This window comes from Uliginosibacterium silvisoli (assembly GCF_036017035.1).
Taxonomy (GTDB): domain Bacteria; phylum Pseudomonadota; class Gammaproteobacteria; order Burkholderiales; family Rhodocyclaceae; genus Viridibacterium; species Viridibacterium silvisoli.
Genome location: NZ_JAYXHS010000001.1, coordinates 907,844 through 933,322, shown reverse-complemented (window position 1 = coordinate 933,322; position 25,479 = coordinate 907,844). Strand labels below are relative to the sequence as shown.

Below are 25,479 nucleotides of genomic sequence, written 5' to 3'. Positions count from 1 at the left end.
CAGACGGTCTGGCGTGAGGCGCTTGTGCGCCATACTCCTTGTGCTCGCCCTGTGCCTGATGGCGCTGCCGTTTGCCGATGCGGCGCCGGTAGCCGGCACCAGCATCGGTAACCAGGCATCTGCAACCTACTCGGACAGTTCGGCGACCGTGCGCACGGTCACCAGTAATAGCGTGGTCACCATCGTGCAGCAGGTGGCCAGCCTGACGCTCGGCTCCAATGGCGCCAAGCAGGTGTCATTGGGTGGGCTCGTGACCTATCCCCATACCGTCACGAACACGGGTAATGGCAATGACAGCTTCAACTTGTCGACATCGAACAGCGGCACGTTCAGTTTCCTGACTGTCACGATCTATGCCGACGTCAACGGCGATGGTGTTCCGGATAGCACTACACCCATCACCAGCACCGGCAGCATCGCGCCGGGTGGCACATTCAACTTTGTGGTTGTCGGCGTGGTCCCGCCCACTGCCGTGGCAGGCAATACCAACAGCCTCGTGGTGACGGCGGCAAGTGCGCTGACCCCGGCGGTGACGGCAAGCAATACGGACACGACAACGGTTTCGGGCAACGCCGTCATCAACGTCACCAAGTCCATCGATCTTGCGGCCGGTCTGGCCGGCAGCGGGCCGCGCACGTTCACGCTGACCTATACCAACACCGGTAACTCCACGGCGACCAACCTCACGCTGACCGACGTGATTCCGTCCGGCATGACTTACGTGGGTGGATCGGGCCGCTGGAGTGGTTCGGGCGCTACCGTATTGACGGATGCCAACAGCGCCGACAATCAGAGCGGCATCGTGTACGACTACGCGATCACGCTGGCGACACGGGTTACCGCAGTGATTGCGTCCGTACCCGCCGGTGCGTCCGGTACCCTGAGCTTTCAGGTCAACATCAATGGTGGATTGGCGCCCGGCGCGAATCCGGCCACCTTGAACACGGCACAGTTCAGTTACAACGATGGCGCGGGCGTCATTCCGGCTGCGTCGACCAATGCCGTCCAGTTCGTCGTGACCTCGGTAGGTGCGGTCTCCGTGACTGGCGCAACGGTGGCGTCGGCGACGCAAGGCAGCACGGTCAGTTTCTCGAATCTGGTCACCAACACCGGCAACGGCTCGGATAGCTTCGACATCACGCTGGGCACCAGCACTTTCCCGACAGGCACTACATTCGTGTTGTATCGCGCCGATGGTGTCACGCCGTTGGTCGACAGCAATGGCAATGGCATTCCCGACACGGGGCCGCTGGCCGCTGGAACGAGCGTCACGGTCGTGCTGAAGGCCATCTTGCCGGCGGGTGTCAGCGGCGTCGGCCCGTTCAGCATCCCGAAGATCGCCACCTCGAGACTTGATCCGACGAAAACTGCGTCGGGCAATGACATCCTGACCGCCATATCGGCAAACACGGTGGACATCACCAACAATGCGCCCTCCGGTGTGGGTGCGCTGGGTGTCGGGGCCGGCCCTGAGGTCACGGCCGTCGCAACGAACACGGTCGTGCCGGGCGCGACGACGCGCTTCACCCTTTACGCCTCCAACGGCAGCACGACGGCCGATACCTTCAACCTTCAGGCCAGCACGAGCAGCAGCTTCGCGTCGGTCACGTTGCCGACGGGCTGGAGCGTGGTGTTCCGCGACCTCAATGGCGCGGTGATTACCAATTCCGGTGTCGTCAACGCGGGGGGCAACGCGCTTGTCTATGCCGATGTGACCGTGCCTGTCGGCAGTTCGGCGTCGACCACCGATCTGTACTTCCGCGCCCTCTCGCCCGTCTCGGGGGCGGCGGACACTGTGCACAATGCAGTCATCATCTCCGGCCTGCGCGGCATTACGCTGACGCCGAACAACAGCGGGCAGGCCTATCCGGGCGGGAGCGTGGTCTACCGCCACACCCTCACCAATAGCGGCAATGTTGTCGAGGGCAATGGCACGACCGGCCAGGTCTCCTTCGCCGTCAGCAATACCGCGCCAGGCTTTGCCGCCACTATCTACTGGGACAAGAACAACAACGGTGCGCTGGACGCGAGCGATCCGATCGTGACCAGCACTGCCGACTTCACCGGGGGCACGGGCGGCGCGAGCACTGCGGCTGGTCTCGATCCCGGTGAGAGCGCGGTCGTTTTCGTGAAGGTACTGGCCGCGGCAAGTGCCACGCCGGGGACCGTCGATACGGCCACCCTGGTTGCCACCGTGAGCGGCACGATCAGCGGAGTGAGCCCGCCCAGTGCCGTCAGCGCGACGGACAGTACTGCAGTCATTCCAGGGCAGCTGCGTCTGGACAAGCTGCAGGCGCTGGATGCGGCCTGCGACGGTACGGCAGATACGGCCTTCAGCAACGTCAACATCACCACCGGTGCGCTGCCCGGTGCCTGCATCCGCTACCAGATCACGGCGACCAATGCCGGCGTTGCAGACGTAACGGGTGTCATCGTCAGCGACGCAACGCCTGCGAATACGACGTATCACGCGACGATTGCAGCGGCGACGAGTCAAGGCAGCATCAGTGCCCCCTCAGGCGGCACGGCGGGCACCATACAGGCCACGGTGGGCACCATGACACCGGGCCAGGTCGTCGTGGTGAGTTTCGGCGTACGCATCAATCCGTGATGTCGCGGCGGATAGCTGACCGCCCGCATCGGCCCGGCCCTGATGATTGCCAACGACGACGAGGCCCGGTCTTTCCGCAAAATATGTCAACGGTATATATTCGACCGTGCGGCCGGGGCCCGGCTGAGTCGCTGCATGCTTCACATCATCGGCACACTCGCGCTGTTGCTGGGGGTGCAGGTTGCGAACGCAGCACTGCCGGCCGGTACGCGCATTGATAGTCAGGCGACCCTGCGTTACATCGATGATGCAACCGGCACGGCGAAGGTCCTGCAATCGAATGTCGTCACTGTCATCGTTCAACCGGTGGAGGGCGTCGCCCTGACCAGCAACCAGAGCATCTTCCGGCCGCCTGGCTTTGCTGTCAGCCTCCCGCACCGCCTGCGCAACAGCGGCAATGCGCAGAACACCTTCAGCCTGTCGGTGAGCAATCAGGCGGGCGATGACTTCGATCTCGGCGGCCTGCAGGTGATACGTGACCTCAACAGCAATGGCCAGGCCGACGCAGGTGAGCCTGCGATCGCGAGCATCAGCCTGGCACCCGAAGAGGCGGCTGATCTGTTGATCAGCGGTACCACGCCTGCGGTGAATACCGGTGTGGCCAGGCTGGTCCTGCGCGCCACGGGCAGCATGGGCAGCCATGCCGAGAACAGCGATAGCGTCACTGTCGTCGACGGTGCCGTGCTCAATGTCGTGCAGAGCGTATCAACCCACGCGCCCGCGCCGGGGCAAGTGGTGGCTCTGCAACTGGGTGTGCGTAACCTGGGGCGCGTCGCCGCGACCGGCATGGCCATCGACGTGGACGGGGCGCCGCATTCCATGGTGCTACTGAGTGTGCCGCTTCCCGCCAATACCAGCCTCTGGTCGGCGGACCCCGAGCCCGGCAGCCTGCTGCTGTACCACCGCATCGGGTCGCCGCAGCCGAGCTTCAGTGCCACGCCGCCGGAGGATCTGAGCCAGGTCGACATGATCGCCTATGCCTTCAGCAGCTTCTCCCCCGGCACCATCTTCAGCTTCAGGATGCTGATACGCGTCAATGCCAATGCGGCCGGTCCCATCGACACGACGGCACGCGTTCAGTACTACGATGGCATGAGCGCTCACGGCACGACGGCCTGGTCCAATACCGTCGTGATGTCCGTTGCGCCGCGCGTCAGCATAAATTACTTCACCACGCCTGAATTCAACACCGAGCAGAGCCGCACCACGCTGGGCTCGCCGATGTTCGTGCAGGCCGACGCGGCTGCATGCAACAAGGACATTGCTGTCGCCGAGACCGTGACCATCAAGCTCCAGTCGAGAATGAGCGGCGACATCGAGACCACGCGCGCCGTGGAGACCGGGCCCAACACCGGCATGTACCGGATCTGGCCACCCCTCTCCACGATCAACATGGCCACCCACAACGTGGCACCGGATGATGGCTGGCTGCAGACGGCGCGCGGCGACATCGTCACTGCGCTCCTGCCGGATTGCGGAGCGGGGCAGGCACAGGCCAGCTTGCTCATCGATCCCGCCGGCGTCGTCTTCGACAGCCGCTCCAACGCGCCGATTGCCGACATGCAGGTACAGCTGATCGATGTGAGCGGCGCCGCGAACGGCGGCGTTGCAGGCGGGCCGGCACGCGTCTTTGCGGCCGACGGCGTGACGCCGGCGCCCAACCGGGTCACCACCGGCGCCGACGGGCGCTACGAGTTCCCGCTGGTGGGGCCCAGCACCTACAGGCTGCAGCTGGAAGAGCCGGGCTATATCGTCCCCTCCGTCGTGCCACAGCAGAAGTTGCCGGCTGACCGCATCATCGATCCCGAAGGCTCCTACGGGCGCAACTTCCCCGTCAGCATGGCGACCGGCGCGGTGATGCTCGATGTGCCGGTGGATAGTCCCAGCGGTGGTCTGCTGGTCGACCTCACGGCGTCGCGTGCCATGGCCGAGATCGGCGACTTCGTCGACTACACCGTACGCGTCAAGAACGTCAGCGGCGTGGCGCTGCCGCGCCTGAGCATGCGTACGGCCTTGCCGCCCGGCTTCATCTTCCAGCCGGGCTCGGTACGGCGCGACGGCGAGACCGCCAGGGATCTGAGTGGGCCGAATACCGCACTTGCCGCGCCGCTCGGAAGCCTGGCCAACGACGCCACAACCCAGCTGACCTACCGCGCACGCATCGGCCCGGCGACCAGTACCGGCAATGCGGTAGTCAGCGCGCAGGCAGCCAATGCGAGACCGGCACTGGGTAGCAACCTGGCCACCGCCACCGTGCGTGTCGAAGGCGGAGTGTTCGACAACAAGGCCTTCGCCCTCGGCAAGATCTACGCAGATTGCAACAGCAATGGCCTCCAGGACGCAGGCGAGCCAGGCATTCCCGGCGTGCGCATCTGGCTGGAAGACGGTACCTGGGTCATATCCGATGGCGAAGGCAAGTACAGCTTCTATGGTCTTTCGCCGCGCACACATGTTGCGAAGGTCGACGCCACGACCTTGCCGATGGGGGCACAGCTCGCAGCGCTCGGCCACCGCAATGCTGGCGACGGCAACAGTCGTTTTCTTGACCTCAAGAACGGTGAGTTGCAGCGTGCGGATTTCGCCGTCGGCGGCTGCCTGCCAGCCGTCATGAGCGAGATCATGAACCGTCGTACGCGGGCTCAGACGGCAACCAGCGAGGTCGAAGCGGGCTCGCGCGCGCAGCTCACGCTTGACGCGCCCCAGCAGCCCGCACTGTCGGCGCTGGCGAGCGGTACGATCGGCATGGCGGGCAGCAACGCCAGCAACAATCCAAACGGCATGGCGTCGCGCCCGATCACCAGCCCGGCAACAGCAGACCCCGCGGCGCAGGGCGCAGCCAGATCGCCAGCACCGAGTCTGGTTGACGCCGTCGCGGTGCTCGACAACAAGCTTGACTTCGTCGAACTCGCGGATCGCCACACCACCTTGATGCTGCAGACCACGCTGCGCATCAAGGGGCCAATGGGCCCGCGGCTGCGCCTGCGCGTCAACGGTGAAGAGGTGGCAGAGTCGCGCGTCGGCATGCGCATCGAGCAGGCAGAGCACCAGCTGCAGGCGGCCGAGTATTTCGGTGTGAGTCTGCGACCCGGCGAGAACCTGTTGCAGCTCGAGCAACTTGGCGACGACGGTGTGCCGCAGGCCACGCGCCAGCTGACGCTGATTGCGCCGGGTGATCTGGCACGAATCATCATCGAGCCTCCCGTGGCTGCACTGGCCGACGGCAGCGACGTGACGAAGATCATTGTGCGTCTCGAGGACGCGCGCGGCGTACTGGTCAGCGCGCGCACCTCGCTGACGCTCGAAGCCAGTATCGGTGAATGGATGGTGACCGATCTGGACACGCTGGAGCCCGGCACGCAGGTCTTTCTCGAGGGCGGGCGGGGCGAATTCATCCTGCGTTCGCCGCAGACGCCAGGCGACGGGCAGGTGCGCGTGTCGAGCGGCAGTCGCAAGGCCGACGCCGTCGTCAGCTTCATGCCACCGCTGCGCGATCTGCTGGCCAGTGGCCTCATTGAAGGCGTGCTCAGTCGCAAGAAGCTCAGTGTCGGCGCCATGCAACGTGCCAATGGCAACGACGGCTTCGAGCAGGAGATCACGCATTTCTCGCGTACGGCCGGCGGCAACACGGCTGCTGCCCGCACTGCCCTGTTCCTCAAGGGCAAGGTCAAGGGCGAGTACCTGCTGACCCTGGGCTACGACTCCGACAAGGACACGCGGGAGCGCCTGTTCCGCGACATCCAGCCGGACCGCTTCTACCCCGTGTATGGCGACGCATCGGTCAAGGGTTTCGATGCGCAGTCCACCGGCCATCTCTATGTGCGCATAGACAAGGGCAGGTCGTGGTTGCTGTATGGCGACTACGTCACGAGCAACAGCCTGCAAGACCCGGCGCGCAATCTTGCTGCCTACAACCGCAGTCTCAATGGCTTGCGTCAGCACTACGAGAATGGCCGCCTTGCGGTGGATGGCTTCCTGAGCCGGCAGACGAGTCGCCAGCAGGTGCTGGAAGTCCGTGCCAACGGTACGTCCGGCCCGTTTCCGATTGCCGCGGGCAACCTTGTCGTCAATAGCGAACGCATCGAGATCATCACGCGTGATCGCAGTCAGCAATCGCAGGTGTTGAGCACGGTGCCGCTGGTGCGCTTCTCCGACTACACCCTCGAAGCACTGAGTGGCAGCCTGCTGTTGCGCCAGCCCGTGCCCAGCGTCGATGCAGACCTCAATGACAATTACATCCGCATCACCTACGAGGTGGATGAAGGCGGCAGCCAGTTCTGGGTGGGTGGTGTCGATACGCGTGTGATGATCGTCGACAACGAACATCTCAAGCTGCAAGCCGGTGTCGTGGCTGTGGAAGACCGCGACCCGAAAGATCCCAACCGGCTGAGCGGGGTCAACATCAGCGCGCGCAGCGGCGATGTAATCCTGGTCGGCGAAGTGGCGCGCACCGATCGTGACAGCATCGGTGCCGGCAACGCGCAACGCATTGAAGTCAAGAAAGAGAGTGGCGATCTGCAAGGCCGTCTGTACGTCGGGCGCTCCGACCAGGCCTTCAACAATCCCTCGTCAACGCTGACGCAGGGCCGGGCCGAGTTTGGTGGCAAGCTCGCCTACAGTCTCGACGAGCGAACACGCCTGGTGGGCGCTGCCATCAGCACGCGCGATGACTCGCGCGGCACCCATCGCAAGGAGCTCCTTGCCGGCGTCGAGCGCAACTTCGACAACAAGCTGAAGCTCGAAGTCGCGCTGCATGAATACGAGGAGAGCAGCGGTACGCGGCAAGTGCAGACGCAGGAGACGACCAGCGTGCGCGTCAAGCTGACCGCGCCCGTGCCGGGTGTGCCCGAGGCCAGTGTCTTCGGCGAGGTCGAGCAGGCCGTGGGTGACAGCGAGCGGCGCATGCTCGCCGTCGGGGGCGACTATCGCCTCGCCAGCAGGCTGCGTCTGTACGGCCGCTACGAATTCGTTTCATCGCTGGCCAGCTACACCGATATCGACACGCAGCGTCGCAATACGGCCGTGGTGGGCATTGACTCGGAGTACATGAAAGACGGCAGGGCCTTCAGCGAGTACCGCGCGCGCGATGCCATCACCGGGCGCGAGGCTGAGGCGGCAATGGGCTTGCGCAACCAGTGGAAAGTGGCCGAGGGGGTCGCGGTCAACACCAGCTTCGAGCGTATCAATTCGATAGAGGGGCGCGACAACGCCCAGCGTGTGGCCGCGACCGCACTCACGGGTGGCGCCGAGTACACGCGCAACCCGAACTGGAAGGTCACCGGCCGCGTCGAGTGGCGCACCAGTACGAGCAGCGAATCCTTTCTCAATACTCTCGGCTTCGCGCGCAAACTCAACGAAGCCTGGACCTTTCTCACGCGCAACATCTACAACCAGGTGGACAGCAAGACGAATGACGTTGGCGATCGTCGTCAGGAGCGCTTCCAGACCGGCTTTGCCTATCGCGATGTGGTCACGAACGTATGGAATGCGCTGGGCCGCTACGAGTACAAGAACGAGCGCGACACGACCTTGCTGAGCGGCTACCAGCGCAGCGTTCACATCCTCTCGACCCATGCCAATGCGCAACTCGCTCGCCCGCTGCTCGTGACGGGTCGCTACGCCGGCAAGATCGCGCGGGAAAGCTTCGCTGGCCTCGAGGGCCGCAGCATCACGCATCTGCTCAGCGCACGCTCGACCTACGACATTGGCCAGAAATGGGATGCCTCGCTGCAGGTCAGCCGCCTGTTCTCGCCCGGCAGCGGTAGTGCACAGTCCGCACTCGGGGGCGAGCTTGGCTATCTGCTGCAGGAAAGCCTGTGGCTATCCGTTGGCTACAACGTCCTCGGCTTCAATGACCGGGACCTCGTCAGCGAGAGCAGCGACACGGCGCGTGGCATCTACATGCGGCTGCGCTTCAAGTTCGACGAGAAACTGTTCGAGCAGTTTTGAGGAATCAGATGCACGACATCATGCACAGCGACAGCGTAGCAATGCCATGCGTGCCCGGCCGGGTGCGTAGCGTGCTGCGCGCCCTCTGCATGATCGTGCTCACCGCACTGGCCCTGTGCCACAGCCCGGCGACGCGCGCAGCCTGTACCGTCGGTGCATGCGTCACGGCGGGCGCGCGACTGGCCAGCGTCGACTCCACACGCGGCGCGCTACTCAACGCGCTGCTCGGCAACCTGCTCGGCAGCACCGTGAATCTCACTGTCGCTGACTGGAACTCGCTGGCGCAGACCAACCTCAATCTGGCGAACTTCATGAATGGCCTGCAGGCGCAAACGACGACGGGCAGCCCTGCTGCCGCGCTCGGCGCCAATGCCACCTTGCTCAAGGTTTTCAATGCCGCCGCGCTCGGTGCAAGCGCGGATGGCAGCACCGCAGCAGCCTCGATTCTGGGCGTGCTGGCGCCCCAGGTCAGCGCGCTCAGCGGCACCTTCATGCTGGGCGACATGCTCAAGCTCACCCTGCCAAGCGGCATGCTGGCAAGCAGCAGCATCAACGCACTCGACCTCGTGACCGGCACCGTCGAGCTGTTCAACTACAGCAATGTGGCGGCGACAAGTGTGCCCGTTGCGATCAATGTAACCGGCGCCGCGCTCGGCCTGTCCGGCACGCTGAGCAGCGTCAAACTCTCTGCAAAAGTCATCGAGGCGCCGGTAATCGTCTGCGGCGCGGCAGGCACGACCTTCCACACAGCCGCAATCCGCGTGAAGCTCGACATGACCCTGGTCAGCATACCGCTCAATCTGGGCGGCCTGCTGGGCCTCTCCGGCATCACCGCGATCAGTGCCGACATCGCACAGCTGGGTGTCTACGTCGAGGTCGCCCGTGCCGACGGCGTCATCCAGTCACTGAATGCGGTCGCCAATTCACTCGTCGTGCGCGCCACGCCGGGCGTGGCGGACATCTACATCGGCTCGATCACGGATGCCAATTTCTGGAATCGCAACCGCGCGCTCTCGTTCGCTGACGTGAGCTTCGGCACCATCGGTTCCTTGAGCGTGACGGTGCTCGTAGTCGTCCCGGTCATATCGAATACCAGTCTGCAGATCCGCACCTACGCCCGCGGGCAGTCACCGTTCTTCACCGACCTCAGTTTCTCGCCGCCGTGGCCGCAGACAAAAACCGCATCGACCTCCGCCCTGTTTCTCAACAACATGCTCAACGATCTGGTCGTCACCAATCTGCAGGTGCAGCTCTCTCCCAGCCTGCTGGGTCTCGATGCGGTCATCACCGTGCCCGCCAAGCCCCTGATCAGCGCCGCACTCAACACCACGCTGGGCAATCTGCTCCCCAATCTTGTCGATCCGTTGTTGCAGACGCTCGGTATCCGCATCGGCGCGGTCGACGTCACCGTGAGCGGCATGGGCAGCTTCTGCAGCCTGAGCGGCTACGCCTACAGCGACCTCAACCATAACGGCGGCAAGGATGGTGTCGAGGCGGGCTGCGGCACGGCGATATGGGCCAAGCTCGTACCTGCTTCAGCACCTTCGGGCCCCGCCACTGACGTGGTCAGCGTGAACACAAGCACCGGTGACTACAGCTTCTCGAATGTCATGACAGGGACCTACACGGTACTGATTGACAACAACGCAACGCTCAGCGACGTGACAGCCGGCAAGCCAACGGGCTGGCTCAATACCGAGACGCCGACGGGCGCACGCAGCGTCACCATGGCGACCGCCGATGTCAGCAACCAGAACTTCGGCCTGTTCAACGGCAGCCAGATCAGCGGCACGGTGTTCAAGGACAACGGCATCTCCTCCGGAACGGCCAACAACGTCGTCAAGGATGGCGGCGAGCAAGGGCTTGTCGGCGTCGCCATCAAGCTCACCGACAATGCCGGCACCACCACCTACGATGTGGCAACGACCAGTACGGCGGGCGCCTACACGCTGTGGGTGCCGCCTGCGGCCGGAGCAACGGCGCTGAAGATCACGGAGACAAATCCCCCGGTGTACATATCCACGGGTGGTAATGCAGGCAACACAGGAGGCACTTACGCGCGCGCTACCGATACGGTGAGCTTCACGCATGTCAGTGGCAGCACCTACACCGGGGTGAACTTTGCCGATGTACCCGACAACGCCTTCAGCGGCGACAACAGCCAGACCGTGCTGCCCGGCGCCGTCGCATTCCATCCGCACGTGTTCATTGCCGGCAGCGCCGGCCAGCTGACGCTGGCGCTCAGCGGCACGGCCAATCCGGTGCTGGTGTGGACGTCCTTGCTCTACCGCGACACCAACTGCAATGGCGTGCTCGACACGGGCGAGGTACCTGTGACCGGCGCCATCACCGTGGCCGCCGATGACAAGCTGTGCTTCATCGTGCGGACACAGGCGCCTGCCACGGCGCCGTACAACGCCCAGTACTCCCAGACACTCAGCGGCAGCTTCACCTACGCCAATAGCGTGCTGACCTGGGCCGGCGCGCGCGGCGACGTGACCCTCACCGGCTCCGCCACCGACTCAGGCCTCGTCCTCACCAAGAGCGTCGACAAGGCCACCGCCCTCCCGGGCGAGACGCTGACCTACACCATCCGTTACGAGAATCGCAGCAGTGGCGTGCTCAGCAGCCTGAAGATCAATGACATGACGCCGTCCTACACCGTCTATGCCTCAGCTGGCTGCGGCAGCCTGCCGGTCGGGATCAGCGCCTGCGTCGTCACGACCCATCCCGCTGTCGGGCTGACGGGGGCCTTGCTGTGGACCCTCACCGGCAACCTCACGCCGGGCGCATTCGGCCTGGTCAGCTTCAGCGTGGTGGTGCAGTGAGTTCGGCAGGCGGCTGGAGTGCCTGGTATTGCGCCACGTCGAGCAGCTACACTTCTTGACGGAGGGAGGGCCGCCACATGCCTATGCAGAAGCTCAAACCAGCAGAGAACCCGGATGCGTACGTTGCATCCTTGAGTGCCTGGCGACGTGATTACGTGGAGGCCTTGCGTGCCGCGGTGCTGGCTGCGGGAGTGCTCGACGAGCGCATCAAGTGGGGGCATCTCGTGTACTTTTCGAACGGGCCGGTGCTGCTCATCCGTGCGGAGGAAGAACGCGTGCTGTTCGGCTTCTGGCGCGGGCAGCGCTTGCGTGGCATCGAACCGCGCCTGAAGCCGGGTGGCAAGTACGAGATGGCGACCCTGGTGCTCGTGGAAGGTACGCCGCTGGAGCGCTCGACGGTGGTCGAGCTGGTTGATGCAGCTGTCGCCTTGAATGCGTCGTTGGGTGATCCGACGCAGATCGCCTCGTAGCCTGCTCAGCGTGGCGCGGGGGGCAGGCCGACGCGGATGTGCTCGGAAAAGTTCGCCTTGCCGTCGGCCTCGATGGCGCGCTGGGTGACGTTGCTCAGGCGCACCAGTTCGTCGCGCGGCAGGCTGGTATTGATGCTGCCTTTCTCGTACAGCAACTCCGGCAGATGGCTGTTGGCGTAGATGCGCCAGTCGCCGAGCACCGAGACGCCGAAGACTTCGCGCACGATGCCGAAGATGACGGTTGTGCAGTTGGTGGTGAAGGCGTTGTACCAGCGTGGCTTGTCGTTCAGCGCGTTGATCTTGGCGATGTAGCCATCTAGCAGACGCCGCGCCGAAGCAGGGTCGGCGCGCAGCGGGTAGAGGGACACATGTTCGCCGCGATGGGCGGCACGTACGCCGATCACGTCGCGCTCGTCGGCCACGACGTAGTAGAGCTCGAACTGGCGGAAGAAGCCACCGATGGCGGAATAGACCTCGCCTTTTTCCTTGCGCGTCTCGACGGAGATGGCCAGTGGCGGGCCGTCGGCGAAACGCCAGCTCATGATGGTGTGCACGATCGGTGGCGCGTCCCAGTCAGAGAGGAACAGGTCCATGCCGACGATCTTGTCCATGTCATATCGACGCGTCTCCCAGCGTGCTTCGTAGTCCGTGTCGCCGGGGCCGCGGTAGTGGAAGTCGCGCACGTTGTCGATGGTGAGGACCTTGCCTGCGACATGGGCACGCGGCAGGCGGGATACGTCTTCGAGCCAGTCGCGATCGTTGCTGGGCTTGAGAGACAGCCACCACACCAGCACCACGGCAAAGAGCAGCAAGACGGCGAGCACGCCGCGGCGGAAAGGGCGCACGAAGACCAGCAGGGCGGGCACTACCAGTGCATACGCCGCTGCCAGCAGCGGCAGGGGCGAGTCGTACCACAGGGCGGCGCAAGCCCAGAGCGTGGACGGGAGTACGCCAAACAGCAGGAACAGACCGGTAGCGAAGTAACCAAGCGCGCGCGCCATCATTGCATCCTGTTCTTGCGGGTCATGAGTTGAGTGGGCATGTGCGGGGTCCTCAGGCAATCTCGAAGATCGCGTCTACTTCCACCGCCGCGCGGCGTGGTAACGAAGCGACGCCCACGGCGGTGCGTGCATGCCTGCCCTGTTCGCCGAGCAGGGCGACGAACAGGTCTGACGCGCCGTTGATAGCCATGGGCACGAATTCATATTCCGGATTGCAATTGACGAAGCCGCCGACGCGCAGACAGCGCTGTACGCGATCCAGATCGCCTCCGCAGGCGAGCTTGAGGCAGGCCAGCAGGTTGAGGGCACACAGCCGCGCGGCCTTGATACCGTCGTCGAGCTCGTACTCACGACCGAGCTTGCCGACATAGGGCACCGTGCCGTTCCACTCGCAGACCTGGCCGGCGAGGAAGACTGTTGTTCCCTGTACGGTCCACGGCACGAAATTGGCAATGGGGCTTGGCGGCGTGGGGAGTTCGAGGCCCAGCTCGGCCAGGCGCTTTTCGATGCGGCTCATGTGCTTGATGCTCCGTGCAGACATTCAAGACGAGACCTTACACGCACCAGGCAGGCCCGGAAATGCGAAATGTGTTATCAATCGAGCCGGATATCCCTCTGAATCGATCCGCTTCCGGAAGCTGTCTTGCCCAATCCACCTCTTGACGATGCGCAGCACGACGCCGTAGCCGCGCCTGAAACCCTCGATGACTCCCTGCAAGACGCGGATGCGGGCCAGGCCGGCGAGGCCATAGCCGCGCATCTGGCACGTTTCAACGCACGCCTGATCCACGCCAACGAGAGCGTCGCCATCGAGGTGAGTGGTGAGTTGCCCGGTCTGCTGACGGAGGATGAGGCCTTGCCCTTCCGCCTCGTGCCCGAGCAGGGCGTGCTCGCGCGCATCGCCAAGTGGCGGCGCTTCACACCGGAGCAGCGCCTGGTCCTCGTGCAGGAGCGCCTCAACGAGACGACGCTGGACGCGCTGCATACACAGATCGCCGACTTCGTTGCGCACATCCAGCGCCGCGCATTCCGCGCCGGGCTCGACGCGACAGCTTTTCTTGGCGCCTTGCAAACCGGGCGCGAGCTGGTCGGCCGACGCTTCCGCGTGGTCGAGGACCGACTCGACGAAGCGATCCACCGCAAGCAGGAACAGACACATGCCGAGGCGGCCATGCAGTCCGTGCCGCTGGCGCGCTACCCGGAGTCGTTCGAGCTCGCGGCAGGCATGCGTCGACGCTTCGTCGCCATCCTCGGCCCGACCAATTCCGGCAAGACGCACCAGGCCATGGAGGCGCTGGCTCAGGCGAAGACCGGCGTGTACCTCGCACCGCTGCGCCTGCTGGCGCTGGAGAACTACGAGCGCCTCGCCGAGCAGGGCATCGCCGTGAGCCTTGTCACCGGTGAGGAGAGGCGAGTCACCGAAGGTGCGACCCACGTGGCGAGCACGGTCGAGATGCTCGACACGACGCGCGCCATCGAAGTCGCCGTCATCGACGAGATCCAGATGCTCGAAGACCTCGAGCGCGGCTCGGGCTGGACGGCCGCCGTATGCGGCGTGCCGGCGAAGACGGTGTACCTGCTCGGCGCGCTTGCTGCGCGTCCTGCTGTCGAAGCGCTGGCGCAACGCCTCGAATGCCCGCTGGAAGTCATCACCCTGCAGCGCAAGTCGCCGCTGGAAATGGAAGTCCAGGCCGTCGCCAGCCTTGGCCACCTGCGCCATGGCGATGCGGTCATCGCCTTCTCGCGCCGCGAGGTGCTGGACTGGGCGGCGAATGTCTCCAAGGCGGGCCTCAAGGTCGCGACCATCTACGGCAATCTTTCGCCCGAAGTGCGCCGCGCGCAGGCACAGCGCTTCCGCGATGGCGAGGCGGACGTCGTTGTCGCGACAGATGCCATAGGCATGGGCCTCAACATGCCGATCCGCCGCGTCGTGTTCACCACCGCGAAGAAATACGACGGCATCTCCGAAGACTTACTGCCGGCCTGGCTGGCGCAGCAGATTGCCGGGCGTGCAGGTCGCTACGGCATCCACGAAGCGGGCCACGTCGCCGGCTTCGACGACTCGACGCATCGCCACATCAGCCGGCTCATGAAGCAGCACCCGTCGGATCTGCCTGAACGGGGCTTCTTCGTCACGCCTTCACTCGAACAACTCGAGAACATCTCGCGCGCCACCCACGAGAAATCGCTGGCGAGACTGCTCGAACTGTTCTCGCGCAATATCGACCTCTCCGACGACTTCTTCCTGCCCGGCAATCTTACGGAGCAGATCGAGCGCGCGTACTGGCTCGACCAGTTGCGCCTGTCGCTGGCGCAACGCTTCACCTTCTCGCTGGTGCCGATCTCAAGCCGTGTCGCCATGCTCAATGACGCCTGGCAGGGCTGGGCGCGCAACGTCGCCAATGGCAAGGCATGCTGGCTGAGCGCCGACCTGGAAGGCTTCGAGCACGCGCGCTTTCCGCTGCAGGCGGCGGAAGATGCCTGCAAGAAATACTCGGCTTACGCCTGGCTCGGCTATCGCCTGCCGGACTTCTTCCCCGACGCGGAAGCTGCCGTGGCGATCGCGCGCGAGACCTCGGAGAAAGTGGACCGCATGCTGGCCAGCCAGAATAACAGCCAGCGGCGCGCGACCGTGCGCGATGACCGTTCGGCCCCGAAGCGTCGACATGTTCGGGGTAACGACCAGTCGCGCGGCGGTCACCTGCGCGCGCGGCGCGGGCGGTGATAAGCGGCGTCCCATCATGCCGTCATTCCCGCGAAAGCGGGAATCCAGCGTCGTTCAGCAGCCCTGGGTAAAGTCACTGGATTCCCGCTTTCGCGGGAATGACGGGGAGCCCGGTGTTTGCCAGGAGGCGTTACTGCGTGGCCGCCGCAAAGGCAGCGGCATAACGCGCAGAGAGTTCACCCAGAAAGGCTGTGTGCTCGCGCTCCATGCTGCGATAGGCGTCGATCAAGCCAAGCCCATACGCCGTCAGCCGCGTGCCGCCGCCGGCCTTGCCGCCCTTGGCGCGGATGACGACCGCCTCCTTTGATACGCGGTTCATCGCATCGACGGAATCCCAGGCGGCCTTGTAGGCCATCTTCATCGACTTGGCCGCTTCGCTGATCGAGCCGCTGTCGCGGATGCGTTCGAGCAGTTCGATGCGGCCACGGCCGACAAAGGCGTTGCCTTCGTGCTCGATCCAGAATCTGCCGCCGATGTTCATGTCCTTGCCTCCGTGCAATCTCATGTCGCGTCCTGCGATTGGAACACACGTGCGAGCCAATCCCGCCAGAGTTGGCGCGCGACGTGTTCGAGTGCGGGGCCGTAGCGGTAGCTGTCGGCACGAAGTTGCGCGACGTCGATGCCGGCACTGGCCAGTTCGCAGGCATGGCCGACGTACCAGCGCTCGAGGCCTCGCACCGTGACTTCGGGATGGAATTGCAGGGCCAGTGCGTGTTCGCCGAGAGCGAAGGCCTGGTTGGGATAGCGGTCCGTCGCCGCGAGCTGCGTCGCACCTTCGGGGAGCGAGAAGGTGTCGCCATGCCAATGCAATACCTTGAGGCCCGGTGCCAGCAGGGGGGCGAACCAGTCGTGCGCGGCGACGTCGGCACCCGCTGTCAGTGGAAACCAGCCCAGCTCCTTGCCCTGCGTGCCGGGATGCACGCTTGCGCGCAGCGCTGCAGCCATTAGCTGCGCGCCGAGGCAGATGCCAAGTGTCGGACGCCTGTCTGCGAGACGTGCGCGGATCATGGCGATCTCTTCGGCGATGAAGGGATAGGCCTCCTGCTCGTACACGCCGATCGGCCCGCCGAGGACGACCAGCAGGTCAGGCTCGTGCGCGGCCAGCGCCGGGAAATCCGCGGTGCAGGCATCGACCATGTCGATGTAGAAACCCGCCTGCAACAACTCCGCTTCCAGTGAGCCGAGGTCTTCGAAAGCTACGTGAGTCAGTACCAGCGCAGTACGCATCGCAATCCTTCTGTCATGTGTTGTTCTCCCTTGGGTGTCGTGCGCACGGCGGCAGGGCACCGCGCCTTCGACTGCCCTGCCACCGTGCGCGGGGACCTGCTTCGGCCCCTGAAACCTGCCATCGCGACTCCCACCTATTCCTTTTCTTATCAGTGACATAGATCTGGTCAAGCAGCCATCCGAGCCGATGGTCTGTGTTTTGCTTGGTAGACCGATATATGCGAACAAATATAACGCAACCTTCGTCAGGTCGGGTCCGATTACTTCGCACCAGCAAGCACATGCCTTGCCACGCGGGCGCCGCACGTGACGAACCGGCAGATCAAGTCAGTCTGCCCGTACTGCGGCGTGGGCTGCGGCATCGTCATGGAAGTGGCGGACAAGCGCGTCATCAAGGTCGTCGGCGACAAGACGCACCCGACCAACTTCGGCCGCCTGTGCACCAAGGGTTCGACTTGCGCGCAGGCCATTACCGAATCCGGCCGTATGGAAAGCGCGTACATGCGCAAGGATCGCAGCCACGAGCCGGTGCGCGTCGGCATGGATGCCGCCATCGGCGAGACCGCCCGACGCCTGCGCGCGATTCTCGATGCGCACGGGCCGGACGCGCTGTCGCTCTATGTCTCCGGCCAGATGTCGCTCGAGGCGCAGTACCTCGCCAACAAGCTGATGAAAGGCTTCATCGGAAGCAACAACATCGAGTCGAACTCGCGCCTGTGCATGGCCAGCGCGGGCAGCGGCTACAAGCTGTCGCTGGGTGCCGATGGCCCGCCCGGCTCGTACCAGGACTTCGACAAGGCCGACCTGTTCTTCGTCATCGGCGCGAACATGGCCGACTGCCATCCCATCCTGTTCCTGCGCATGATGGATCGCGTCAAGGCCGGCGCGAAGCTGATCGTCGCCGACCCGCGTCGCAACACCACGGCTGACAAGGCCGGGCTGTTCCTGCAGATCAAGCCCGGCACCGACCTTGCGTTGCTCAACGGCTTGCTGCATCTGCTGGTGAAGGACAGCCACACGGATGCGGCCTTCATCGCGCAATACACCGAGGGCTGGGAGGCGATGCCCGGCTTCCTCGAAGACTACCCACCGGAGAAGGTCAGCGAGATTACCGGCATTCCCGAAGCAGACATCCGCAAGGCCGCGCAATGGATCGGCGAGGCACCGGAGTGGATGAGCTGCTGGACCATGGGTCTCAACCAGAGCACTCACGGCACCTGGAACACCAACACGATATGTAATATGCATCTCGCCACCGGTGCCATCTGCCGGCCCGGCAGCGGCCCGTTCTCGCTGACCGGCCAGCCGAATGCCATGGGTGGCCGCGAGATGGGCTACATGGGGCCGGGCCTGCCGGGCCAGCGCTCGGTGCTGGCCGACGGCGATCGAGAGTTCATCGAGAACATGTGGAAAGTGCCGGCAGGCACGCTGCGCCGCGATGTCGGTGGTGGCACGGTCGCCATGTTCGACGACATGCGTGCGGGCAGGATCAAGGCCTGCTGGATCATCTGCACCAACCCGGTGGCGACGGTGCCGAATCGCGCCAAGGTCATCGAAGCGCTGCAGGCCGCCGAGCTGGTCATCACGCAGGACGCCTTCCTCGACACCGAGACCAATCGTTATGCCGACATCCTGCTGCCCGGCGCGCTGTGGGCCGAGGCCGAAGGCGTGATGATCAACTCCGAGCGCAACCTCACGCTCATGCAGCAGGCGGTCGAACCGCCGGGCGAGACGCTGCCTGACTGGCAGATCATCGCGCGCGTCGCCTGCGAGATGGGCTACGCGGAAGCGTTCACGTATGCCTCCGCCGCCGAAGTGTTCGAAGAGATCAAGCAGGCCTGGAATCCGAAGACCGGCTACGACATTCGCGGTGCGAGCCATGCGCGCCTGCGTGAAGGGCCAATGCAATGGCCGTGTGCGGATGCGGCGCAGGATCGCAACCCACTGCGCTACCTGAACGACGGCGTGAGCCAGAAACTCATGCAGCATGACGATGGCACGTGGCCGAAAATCGTCTTCCCGACCGAGCACGGCAGGGGCGTTTTCCTGCCGCGCCCGCATGTCGATCCGGCAGAGATGCCGGGCAAGCAGTTTCCCTTCGTACTCAACACCGGTCGCCTGCAGCACCAGTGGCACACCCTGACGAAGACGGGAAAGATCGCCACGCTCAACAAGCTCAACCCCGGCCCCTTCGTCGAGATTCACCCGGAAGACGCGGTGGCACTCGACGTGCGCGACAAGGATCGTGTCGAGATCCGCTCGCAGCGCGGCAAGGCGATCCTGCCGGCCGTCGTCACAGACCGCGTGCGCCCCGGAAACTGCTTCGCGCCGTTTCACTGGAACGATGTGTTCGGCGAAGACCTCGCCATCAACGCCGTCACCAGCGACGCCATTGATCCCATCTCGCAGCAACCCGAATTCAAGTTCTGCGCCGTCGCACTGACGCGCGTCGCGGCACAAGACATTGCATCCTCCGATATCAATACCAAGACCCGCGCGGACAACGCTGTCCCCGCATGCGCCAGCGCAGGCGCGTCGACCACTGCTTCACAGGAGCTCGACACCATGCAGATCAACGCATTTGCCCGCTTGCTGGGCCTCGACGCCGCCGCTGGCGTCACGCTGACCGCCAACGAACAGATCTACCTGCAGGGCTACCTGCTCGGCATGAACACTGATGAGGGCCGACGTGCCGGCGGCGTGCCAACCCTGCCCGCTACCGCACCGCTGGAGCCGGCCAAGCGCTTGTTGCTGGACGGAGTACTCGCTGGCTTGTTCGCGCGTACCTGGCTGCCCGAAGGCGCGCCACCCGCAGGCCTGCCCGCGCCGATGTCGACGCAGATCGCAAGCACCGCGCAGACCGTGCTCGTGCTGTGGGCTTCGCAGACCGGCAACGCCGAAGGCTTTGCCGCGCAGTGTGCAGACAAGCTCGCCGCGACTGACCGCAAGCTGCGCGTCGCCGGCATGGATACCGTCAAGGCTGGCGAGCTTGCCGACGCCGACAGCATTCTCGTGGTCACCAGCACCTTTGGCGACGGCGATCCGCCCGACAACGGCGCGGTGTTGTGGAACGCACTGCAAGCCGACGACGCACCGCAGCTGGCGGGCAAGCGTTTCGCCGTGCTGGCTTTCGGTGACTCGAACTACGACCAGTTCTGCGGTTTCGGTCGCAAGCTCGACGCACGTCTCGAAGCGCTCGGCGCACAACGCACCGCGCCGCGCGTGGATTGCGAACCGGAATTCGAAGAGTCGGCGAAACAATGGCTCACCGCTGTGAGCGCAGCCCTCGCAGCGAGCACGCAGACGGTATTGCAGCCCATCATGGCGCTTGCCGAGGGCGGCGATATCGCGGCGCCGGCCGAGATCGCGACGAGTAGCGCAGCGTGGACGCGCCAACGCCCCTGGCAGGCGCGTGTGCTCGTCAACCGCTTGCTGAATGGCGAAGGCGCCGAGAAGGAAACGCGCCAGTACGCGTTCGACCTGCAGGGCAGCGGCATCGAATACGAGGCTGGCGACGCGCTTGGTGTGTGGCCAACGAATTGTCCGGCGCTCGTTGGCGACCTGCTTTCGGCCTTGCGCCTGAGCGCAGCGAGCAACGTGAGCGTCAGGGACCATGGCGAAATGTCGCTGTCCGACGCACTGTCGCGCCACTTCGAGATTGCGCGCATCACGCCCGAGTTGCTGCGTTTCGTCTGCGAGCGCTCGCAGAGCCGGCAACTCGCCGCACTGCTCGCGGAAGACCGCAAGGAAGAGCTGAAGAAATGGCTGTGGGGCAGGCAGATCGTCGACCTGTTGCTGGCCTTCCCCTTCAGCGTCAGCGCGGGAGAATGGCTGGGTGCGCTCAAGCGCCTGCAACCACGTCTCTACTCCATTGCCTCAAGCCCGAAAGCGCATGTCGGCGAAGTGCATCTCACCGTGTCGACCGTGCGCTATGCCTGCGAAGGCCGCACACGCAAAGGCGTCAGCTCGACCTTCCTGGCCGATCGCAGCAGCGAGGCGCTAGCTCCGATCTTCGTGCAGAAGTCCGCGCACTTCCATCCACCGAAAGATCCGCAGGCGCCGATGATCATGGTCGGCCCCGGCACGGGCGTCGCGCCGTTCCGCGGCTTCCTGCACGAGCGTCAGGCCACCGGCGCAACCGGAAAGAACTGGTTGTTCTTCGGCGAACAGCGCGCCGCCACCGACTTCTACTATCGCGACGAACTGGAGGCCTTGCAGAAGCAGGACGTGCTGCATCGTCTCGACACCGCCTTCTCGCGCGACCAGACCGAGAAGATCTACGTGCAACACCGCATGCAGGAACAAGGCGCGGAGCTGTGGCGCTGGCTCGAAGACGGCGCCCACTTCTACGTCTGCGGCGACGCCAGCCGCATGGCCAAGGATGTGGACGCGGCCCTCAAGAGTGTCGTGCAGACGCATGGTGGTCTCGACGCCGAAGCGGCCAGCGCCTACGTCGCGAAGATGGCGACGGACAAGCGCTATCTGCGCGACGTGTATTGAACGAAGGCTACCAACGCAAACGGCACCCGAAGGTGCCGTTCATGGCCATTGCGGGGAGGTTTTACCCTTGGGCCATGCGCTGCTTGCGACGACGTGAAAGCTGCAGCGCGAGAAGGGCGATGCTCGCCAGGGCCAGGCTTTGCGGCTCAGGAACTTCGCTGTCGTCGACGACTCGAGCGAGGCTCCAGACGGCATACACCTGGGAATCGTTGGTGGTGGTGTCCACGAACGGCAGGAGGCCTGCGACCTGCTGGTATCCGTATTGGTGCATGCCGTAGGCTTCAGACAGGCGATAGGCATAGTTCACGACCGAGTTCTGAACGGTGCCAAACGCCGTAATGATGGAACAGCTGTCCGGGTATTCGCAGCCACTTATTGACGCTGGCGGAACGTAGAAACTCGGGTCGCCAGGATTGGTGAGGATGGAGAAGAGCGCTTGACTCGCCGCTTCGGCCTCTCCGAAATTCGCGAACGTGAAACTCGCGCAACCCGAGAACAGTGCGTTGCAGGAGCCATCTACAAAGCGGACGTCGTAGAGCACCCCCGAGACATCGACGCTGTTGGCGCCAATAAACTCCCCGCCCTGGGTCAGCAGCACGGGCGTTGCAAAACACGCTGGCGTCGTAAGGACGAGAAGAGCGAACAACAACTTCCGAAGATGAAACATGGAGCCCCCTGCAAGACGAGAAAGTGGAATACCGGGCCAAAGCAAATATGGTGCCCCGCTCAAAGCAGGTGTGCAGGAACGGCGAGAAGTCAGGCCTTCGCAAGAAGAGGCGATAGCGAGTTCGTGAGTCGCGCCCGATGAACGTAAAGATCGCCGACATCGCTCATGCAAACAATTCGGTCAGCGGGATTGGCGGGCGTGATCGCGCAGGCAAAGGGTTCCATATCGCGAACGGCCTCTGAGCACGACTGACTCAGGTGGAGTGCGTATGCTCGTGATGCGCGTCGGGAAAATGCGCGTGGGTGTGGCGCATCGGTTCGTGACGATGATGGTGGACATGCGGCGCATCGCCTTGTGGCATGTCCTCTTCAGCATGTGCGTGTTGATGATGTGCGTCATGAACATGCGGATGCGCGTGCGCCAGCGCCTCATGTGCATGCAGGTGCTCATGATGCTCCGTGAGGTGCAGCACGACACCGGCTGCCATGAGCCCACCTGCAATGGCCAGCGACATCGTCAGCGGCTCTCCCATGAGCATCGACAAAGCGGCACCCAGGAATGGAGCAACCGAGAAGTAGGCGCCCGTTCTCGCTGAGCCCAGATGCCGCAAGCCCACCACGAACAAGGTCAGGCTGATGCCATAGGCGCCCAAACCTACCGCCATCGCCGTGAGTGCAGACGACCATGGCGGCAGCGCCGCGCCGAGCCGGACCGCCAGCAGCAGATTGACGACGCCAGCGGCCAGGCCTTTGATGGCTGCGATCCACGTCGCATCATTGAGCGATACCTTGCGCGTGAAATTGTTGTCCAGCCCCCACGCCAGACAGGCGCCGATCACCGCGAGCGCGGGCCACATGCCGGACCACGAGAGTGTGCCGGGCCAGCTCAGCACCAGCGACCCGGCAACGATGGACAACATGCCGAGCACGATGCGGCGATCGAAGTTCTCCTTGAAGACGAACCATGCCAGCAGCGCCGTCAGCACGCCTTCCGCGTTGAGGAGCAATGAGACGCTGGCGGCCGGCATTGCGCTCAGGCCGGACATCAACAGCACCGGCCCGACGACGCCACCTGAAAGTATCGCAGCAGCCAGCCAGGGCCATTCGCCTGACGCCAGCCGCACGGGCGCCGCGCGGCGGAGTTGGCGGTATGCCAGCAGGCCCAGACCCGAGCCCAGGTAGAGAAGCCCTGCAAGCATCCATGGGTTGATGCTGCCCAGCAATTGTTTGGCAAGTGGTGTCCCCGCGCCGAACAGCAGGGCTGCGCAAAGTGCTGCCAGAACGCCGGGTTGTGCTTTCAGGAATTTCATCGCGAATCAGCCGAAAGTAAATGCGAAGGCCTGCACACCGGGATCGAGGAATTCGATCTCGAATGTCATTTCCTTCATGTCGCCGCTCTGCCGCACGAGCTGGTAGAGGCGCTGTGCAGTGACGGTGCCGGCGCCGTCCTTGTCGGTGTCGTCGCCATGACTGGCGCCCGGCGCAGCGCCGTCGAGCCGTACGCGGAAGCGCACCGGTTTGCCGTCTGCACCCGGGCCGAGGACGAGGTGCAGGTCGCGCGCCTTGAAACGATAGGTGATGCTGCCGGCATTACCGGCGAGGGTCGCGTTCTCGCTGCCGACCTTCCAGTTGCCGGTGAGGCTCCAGTCGTTCAGCGCGTAGGCCGTTGCGGGCGCATAGACGTGCGCCTGGTCCTTCACCTGTCCGCCGCGCGAAACAAAATTCTCGGCGCGCGCGTAGCCGACGTAGGTTTCGGGTGAGCGCACGCTCTTCCAGTCCGACTGCATGCCCACGCCTTCCGTGTCGGCGTTGACGTAGCCCTGCTTCACGTTTGCGTTGCCGGCTTCGGCCAGCAGTTTCTGGATCGCTGCTTCGGTCTGTTCGTATTCACCTTCGCCGACGTGGCGATGGCGGATGCGACCCTGCGCATCGGCAAGGTAGTGCGCGGGCCAGAAGTTGTTGTCGAAGGCGCGCCACAGCGCGAACTTGTTGTCGATGGCGACAGGATAGGTGATGCCGAGTTTCTTCACGGCAGCGCGCACGTTGTCGATGTCTTTCTCGAAGGCGAATTCGGGGGCGTGCACGCCGATGATCACGAGACCCTGATCGCGATACTTGTCGGCCCAGGCACGCAGGTAGGGCAGGGTGCGCAAGCAGTTAATGCAGGAGTAGGTCCAGAAGTCGACGAGCACCACCTTGCCGCGCAGGGCTTCATTGGTGAGCGGTGGCGAGTTGAGCCATTCCACCGCGCCGGCGATGGAGGGCAGCGTGCCATCGACGGGCAGGGCCTGGGCTGCATCTGCAGGTGGCTTGGCAGCCATCATCATCGAGCCACCCGCGCTCTCCGGGCTCTTTTCCGGCGCGATGCGCGCGACGAGGGCCTGCTCGATGCTGCTGGTGCGCGCCAGCGACAGCTCCGCCAGCACGCCCGTGTCGAGCCCCAGCGCGATGGCGACGACACCGGCCAGTACGGCGACACCCAGCCCGCGGCGGATCCACTCGCCGGCGCCGAGGCTGCGCTTGAGCGCCGCGAATACCTTGCCGCCGACCAGCAGCGCCAGCGCCAGTGACGTCGCAGCGCCGAGCGCATAGGCGAGCAGCAGTAGCGAGGTCTGCGTGTTGGCGCCCTGCAGCGCGGCACCGGTGAGGATCAGGCCGAGGATAGGGCCTGCGCATGGCGCCCACAGCAGGCCCGTGGCGAAGCCGAGCAATAGCGAAGGCACGACGGAGGAGCGACCCTCACGTGTCGCCTGCGATGAACGCTCGGAGAGGCGCGTGCCGAGCGCCACCAGCGGCCGCGTCAAGCGGTCGGAGAGCGTCGGGAACAGCAGCGTCAACCCGAAGAAGCCGAGCAGGATGATGGCCAGCACGCGGCCATACTGATTGACCTGCACCGCCCAGCCACCGCCTACCGCTGCCAGCGTCGCGATCAGCGCGAACATGATGGCCATGCCCAGCAGCAGGGGCAGGCTGCTGCGCATGAACGGCTGACCGGCGCGTGCGAAAACGAAAGGCAGGACGGGCAGGATGCAGGGACTGAGGATGGTCAGTACCCCGCCGGCATAGGCGAGCAACAGCAGGATCATGGAGCTTCCCGATTCAAGGATCGGCGCAGTTTAAACCCCCTGCCGGTCTCTACACCTGCAGATAGCCCCTGCCTGGAACGCGCTCTTCGTACAACTGCCGTTGTGCGCTACGCATTGCGTGAGCGCAGCTGGTCATCCCGTGTGGGCGGGATGGCTGTCGTGGCCCCGGCTGGAGCTCAGGCTCCGGTTTCTGCAGAGAGCGCCGCGCTGACCTCGGCCGGTGTTTCGAAATCGACGCGCGGCAGGCTCTTGAGCGCCTCGCGCATCTCTTCATCCGCTCCGGATTTTTCCGCCATGCGCAGTACGTCGTCGCGCGTGGCGGGGTAGTCGAGGTCCTTGATGTACTTCTGGATATCGATCGCGAGTGCTCTGCCCATGGGTGCTCCTTGTCAGGGTTCTCCGGGTGTTGCGCTGGCGCG

General features: G+C 64.5%; 14 protein-coding genes. 6 read left to right on the top strand and 8 right to left on the bottom strand.

Annotated features, from left to right (window positions below):
* Positions 1–22: 22 nt before the first annotated feature.
* From VVD49_RS04245 to VVD49_RS04230, 4 genes are all read left to right on the top strand, one after another.
* The gene (locus VVD49_RS04245) at positions 23–2,611 is read left to right on the top strand and encodes a beta strand repeat-containing protein (protein WP_327597884.1); all 2,589 of its coding nucleotides are present in this window, start codon (positions 23–25) and stop codon (positions 2,609–2,611) included.
* 135 nt (positions 2,612–2,746) lie between these two features.
* On the top strand, positions 2,747–8,557 hold the full coding sequence (locus VVD49_RS04240) for an SdrD B-like domain-containing protein (RefSeq protein ID WP_327597883.1): 5,811 nt from the start codon (positions 2,747–2,749) through the stop codon (positions 8,555–8,557).
* A gap of 8 nt (positions 8,558–8,565) precedes the next feature.
* The gene (locus VVD49_RS04235) at positions 8,566–11,385 is read left to right on the top strand and encodes a hypothetical protein (RefSeq protein WP_327597882.1); all 2,820 of its coding nucleotides are present in this window, start codon (positions 8,566–8,568) and stop codon (positions 11,383–11,385) included.
* 77 nt (positions 11,386–11,462) lie between these two features.
* Positions 11,463–11,855 carry a DUF1801 domain-containing protein gene (locus VVD49_RS04230; protein WP_327597881.1) on the top strand — a complete coding sequence of 131 codons (393 nt, stop codon included), beginning with the start codon at positions 11,463–11,465 and terminating at the stop codon, positions 11,853–11,855.
* 5 nt (positions 11,856–11,860) lie between these two features.
* On the opposite strand, the gene VVD49_RS04225 is transcribed toward VVD49_RS04230, so the two are convergent.
* Together VVD49_RS04225 and VVD49_RS04220 are read right to left on the bottom strand one after the other, a co-directional pair.
* Positions 11,861–12,859 carry an Lnb N-terminal periplasmic domain-containing protein gene (locus tag VVD49_RS04225; RefSeq protein ID WP_327597880.1) on the bottom strand — a complete coding sequence of 333 codons (999 nt, stop codon included), beginning with the start codon at positions 12,857–12,859 and terminating at the stop codon, positions 11,861–11,863.
* Between the two features lie 49 nt (positions 12,860–12,908).
* Positions 12,909–13,373 (bottom strand): RidA family protein, encoded by a 465-nt coding sequence (locus VVD49_RS04220; RefSeq protein ID WP_327597879.1) that lies wholly within the window; start codon positions 13,371–13,373, stop codon positions 12,909–12,911.
* A gap of 126 nt (positions 13,374–13,499) precedes the next feature.
* On the opposite strand from VVD49_RS04220, the gene VVD49_RS04215 reads away from it, so the two are divergent.
* A complete protein-coding gene (locus VVD49_RS04215) occupies positions 13,500–15,581 on the top strand; it encodes a helicase-related protein (protein WP_327597878.1) in 2,082 nt (693 codons plus the stop codon).
* Between the two features lie 130 nt (positions 15,582–15,711).
* Here the strand turns inward: VVD49_RS04215 and VVD49_RS04210 are convergent, their stop codons facing one another.
* Together VVD49_RS04210 and VVD49_RS04205 are read right to left on the bottom strand one after the other, a co-directional pair.
* Positions 15,712–16,086 (bottom strand): winged helix-turn-helix domain-containing protein, encoded by a 375-nt coding sequence (locus VVD49_RS04210; RefSeq protein ID WP_327597877.1) that lies wholly within the window; start codon positions 16,084–16,086, stop codon positions 15,712–15,714.
* Positions 16,083–16,808, bottom strand: a complete 726-nt coding sequence (locus tag VVD49_RS04205) for a glutamine amidotransferase (RefSeq protein WP_327597876.1) — start codon at positions 16,806–16,808, stop codon at positions 16,083–16,085. The genes VVD49_RS04210 and VVD49_RS04205 overlap by 4 nt, the downstream gene beginning before the upstream one ends.
* A gap of 306 nt (positions 16,809–17,114) precedes the next feature.
* On the opposite strand from VVD49_RS04205, the gene VVD49_RS04200 reads away from it, so the two are divergent.
* The gene (locus VVD49_RS04200; RefSeq protein ID WP_327597875.1) at positions 17,115–21,308 is read left to right on the top strand and encodes a sulfite reductase subunit alpha; all 4,194 of its coding nucleotides are present in this window, start codon (positions 17,115–17,117) and stop codon (positions 21,306–21,308) included.
* 61 nt (positions 21,309–21,369) lie between these two features.
* On the opposite strand, the gene VVD49_RS04195 is transcribed toward VVD49_RS04200, so the two are convergent.
* The 4 genes from VVD49_RS04195 to VVD49_RS04180 form a co-directional block, all read right to left on the bottom strand.
* Positions 21,370–21,975: a PEP-CTERM sorting domain-containing protein gene (locus VVD49_RS04195; RefSeq protein WP_327597874.1), complete on the bottom strand. Its 606-nt coding sequence runs from the start codon at positions 21,973–21,975 to the stop codon at positions 21,370–21,372.
* A gap of 253 nt (positions 21,976–22,228) precedes the next feature.
* Positions 22,229–23,284 carry a DMT family transporter gene (locus VVD49_RS04190; RefSeq protein ID WP_327597873.1) on the bottom strand — a complete coding sequence of 352 codons (1,056 nt, stop codon included), beginning with the start codon at positions 23,282–23,284 and terminating at the stop codon, positions 22,229–22,231.
* A 6-nt stretch (positions 23,285–23,290) separates the two neighbouring features.
* Positions 23,291–25,060, bottom strand: a complete 1,770-nt coding sequence (locus VVD49_RS04185) for a cytochrome c biogenesis protein DipZ (protein WP_327597872.1) — start codon at positions 25,058–25,060, stop codon at positions 23,291–23,293.
* A 176-nt stretch (positions 25,061–25,236) separates the two neighbouring features.
* Positions 25,237–25,437 carry a DUF2795 domain-containing protein gene (locus VVD49_RS04180; RefSeq protein ID WP_327597871.1) on the bottom strand — a complete coding sequence of 67 codons (201 nt, stop codon included), beginning with the start codon at positions 25,435–25,437 and terminating at the stop codon, positions 25,237–25,239.
* Between the last annotated feature and the right edge of the window lie 42 nt (positions 25,438–25,479).

Coding starts and splice junctions, on each gene's coding strand:
- VVD49_RS04240 (WP_327597883.1), top strand. CDS start 2,747: ATGCTTCACATCATCGGCACACTCGCGCTGTTGCTGGGGGTGCAGGTT.
- VVD49_RS04235 (WP_327597882.1), top strand. CDS start 8,566: ATGCACGACATCATGCACAGCGACAGCGTAGCAATGCCATGCGTGCCC.
- VVD49_RS04230 (WP_327597881.1), top strand. CDS start 11,463: ATGCCTATGCAGAAGCTCAAACCAGCAGAGAACCCGGATGCGTACGTT.
- VVD49_RS04225 (WP_327597880.1), bottom strand. CDS start 12,859: ATGATGGCGCGCGCGCTTGGTTACTTCGCTACCGGTCTGTTCCTGCTG.
- VVD49_RS04220 (WP_327597879.1), bottom strand. CDS start 13,373: ATGAGCCGCATCGAAAAGCGCCTGGCCGAGCTGGGCCTCGAACTCCCC.
- VVD49_RS04210 (WP_327597877.1), bottom strand. CDS start 16,086: ATGAGATTGCACGGAGGCAAGGACATGAACATCGGCGGCAGATTCTGG.
- VVD49_RS04205 (WP_327597876.1), bottom strand. CDS start 16,808: ATGCGTACTGCGCTGGTACTGACTCACGTAGCTTTCGAAGACCTCGGC.
- VVD49_RS04195 (WP_327597874.1), bottom strand. CDS start 21,975: ATGTTTCATCTTCGGAAGTTGTTGTTCGCTCTTCTCGTCCTTACGACG.
- VVD49_RS04190 (WP_327597873.1), bottom strand. CDS start 23,284: ATGAAATTCCTGAAAGCACAACCCGGCGTTCTGGCAGCACTTTGCGCA.
- VVD49_RS04185 (WP_327597872.1), bottom strand. CDS start 25,060: ATGATCCTGCTGTTGCTCGCCTATGCCGGCGGGGTACTGACCATCCTC.
- VVD49_RS04180 (WP_327597871.1), bottom strand. CDS start 25,437: ATGGGCAGAGCACTCGCGATCGATATCCAGAAGTACATCAAGGACCTC.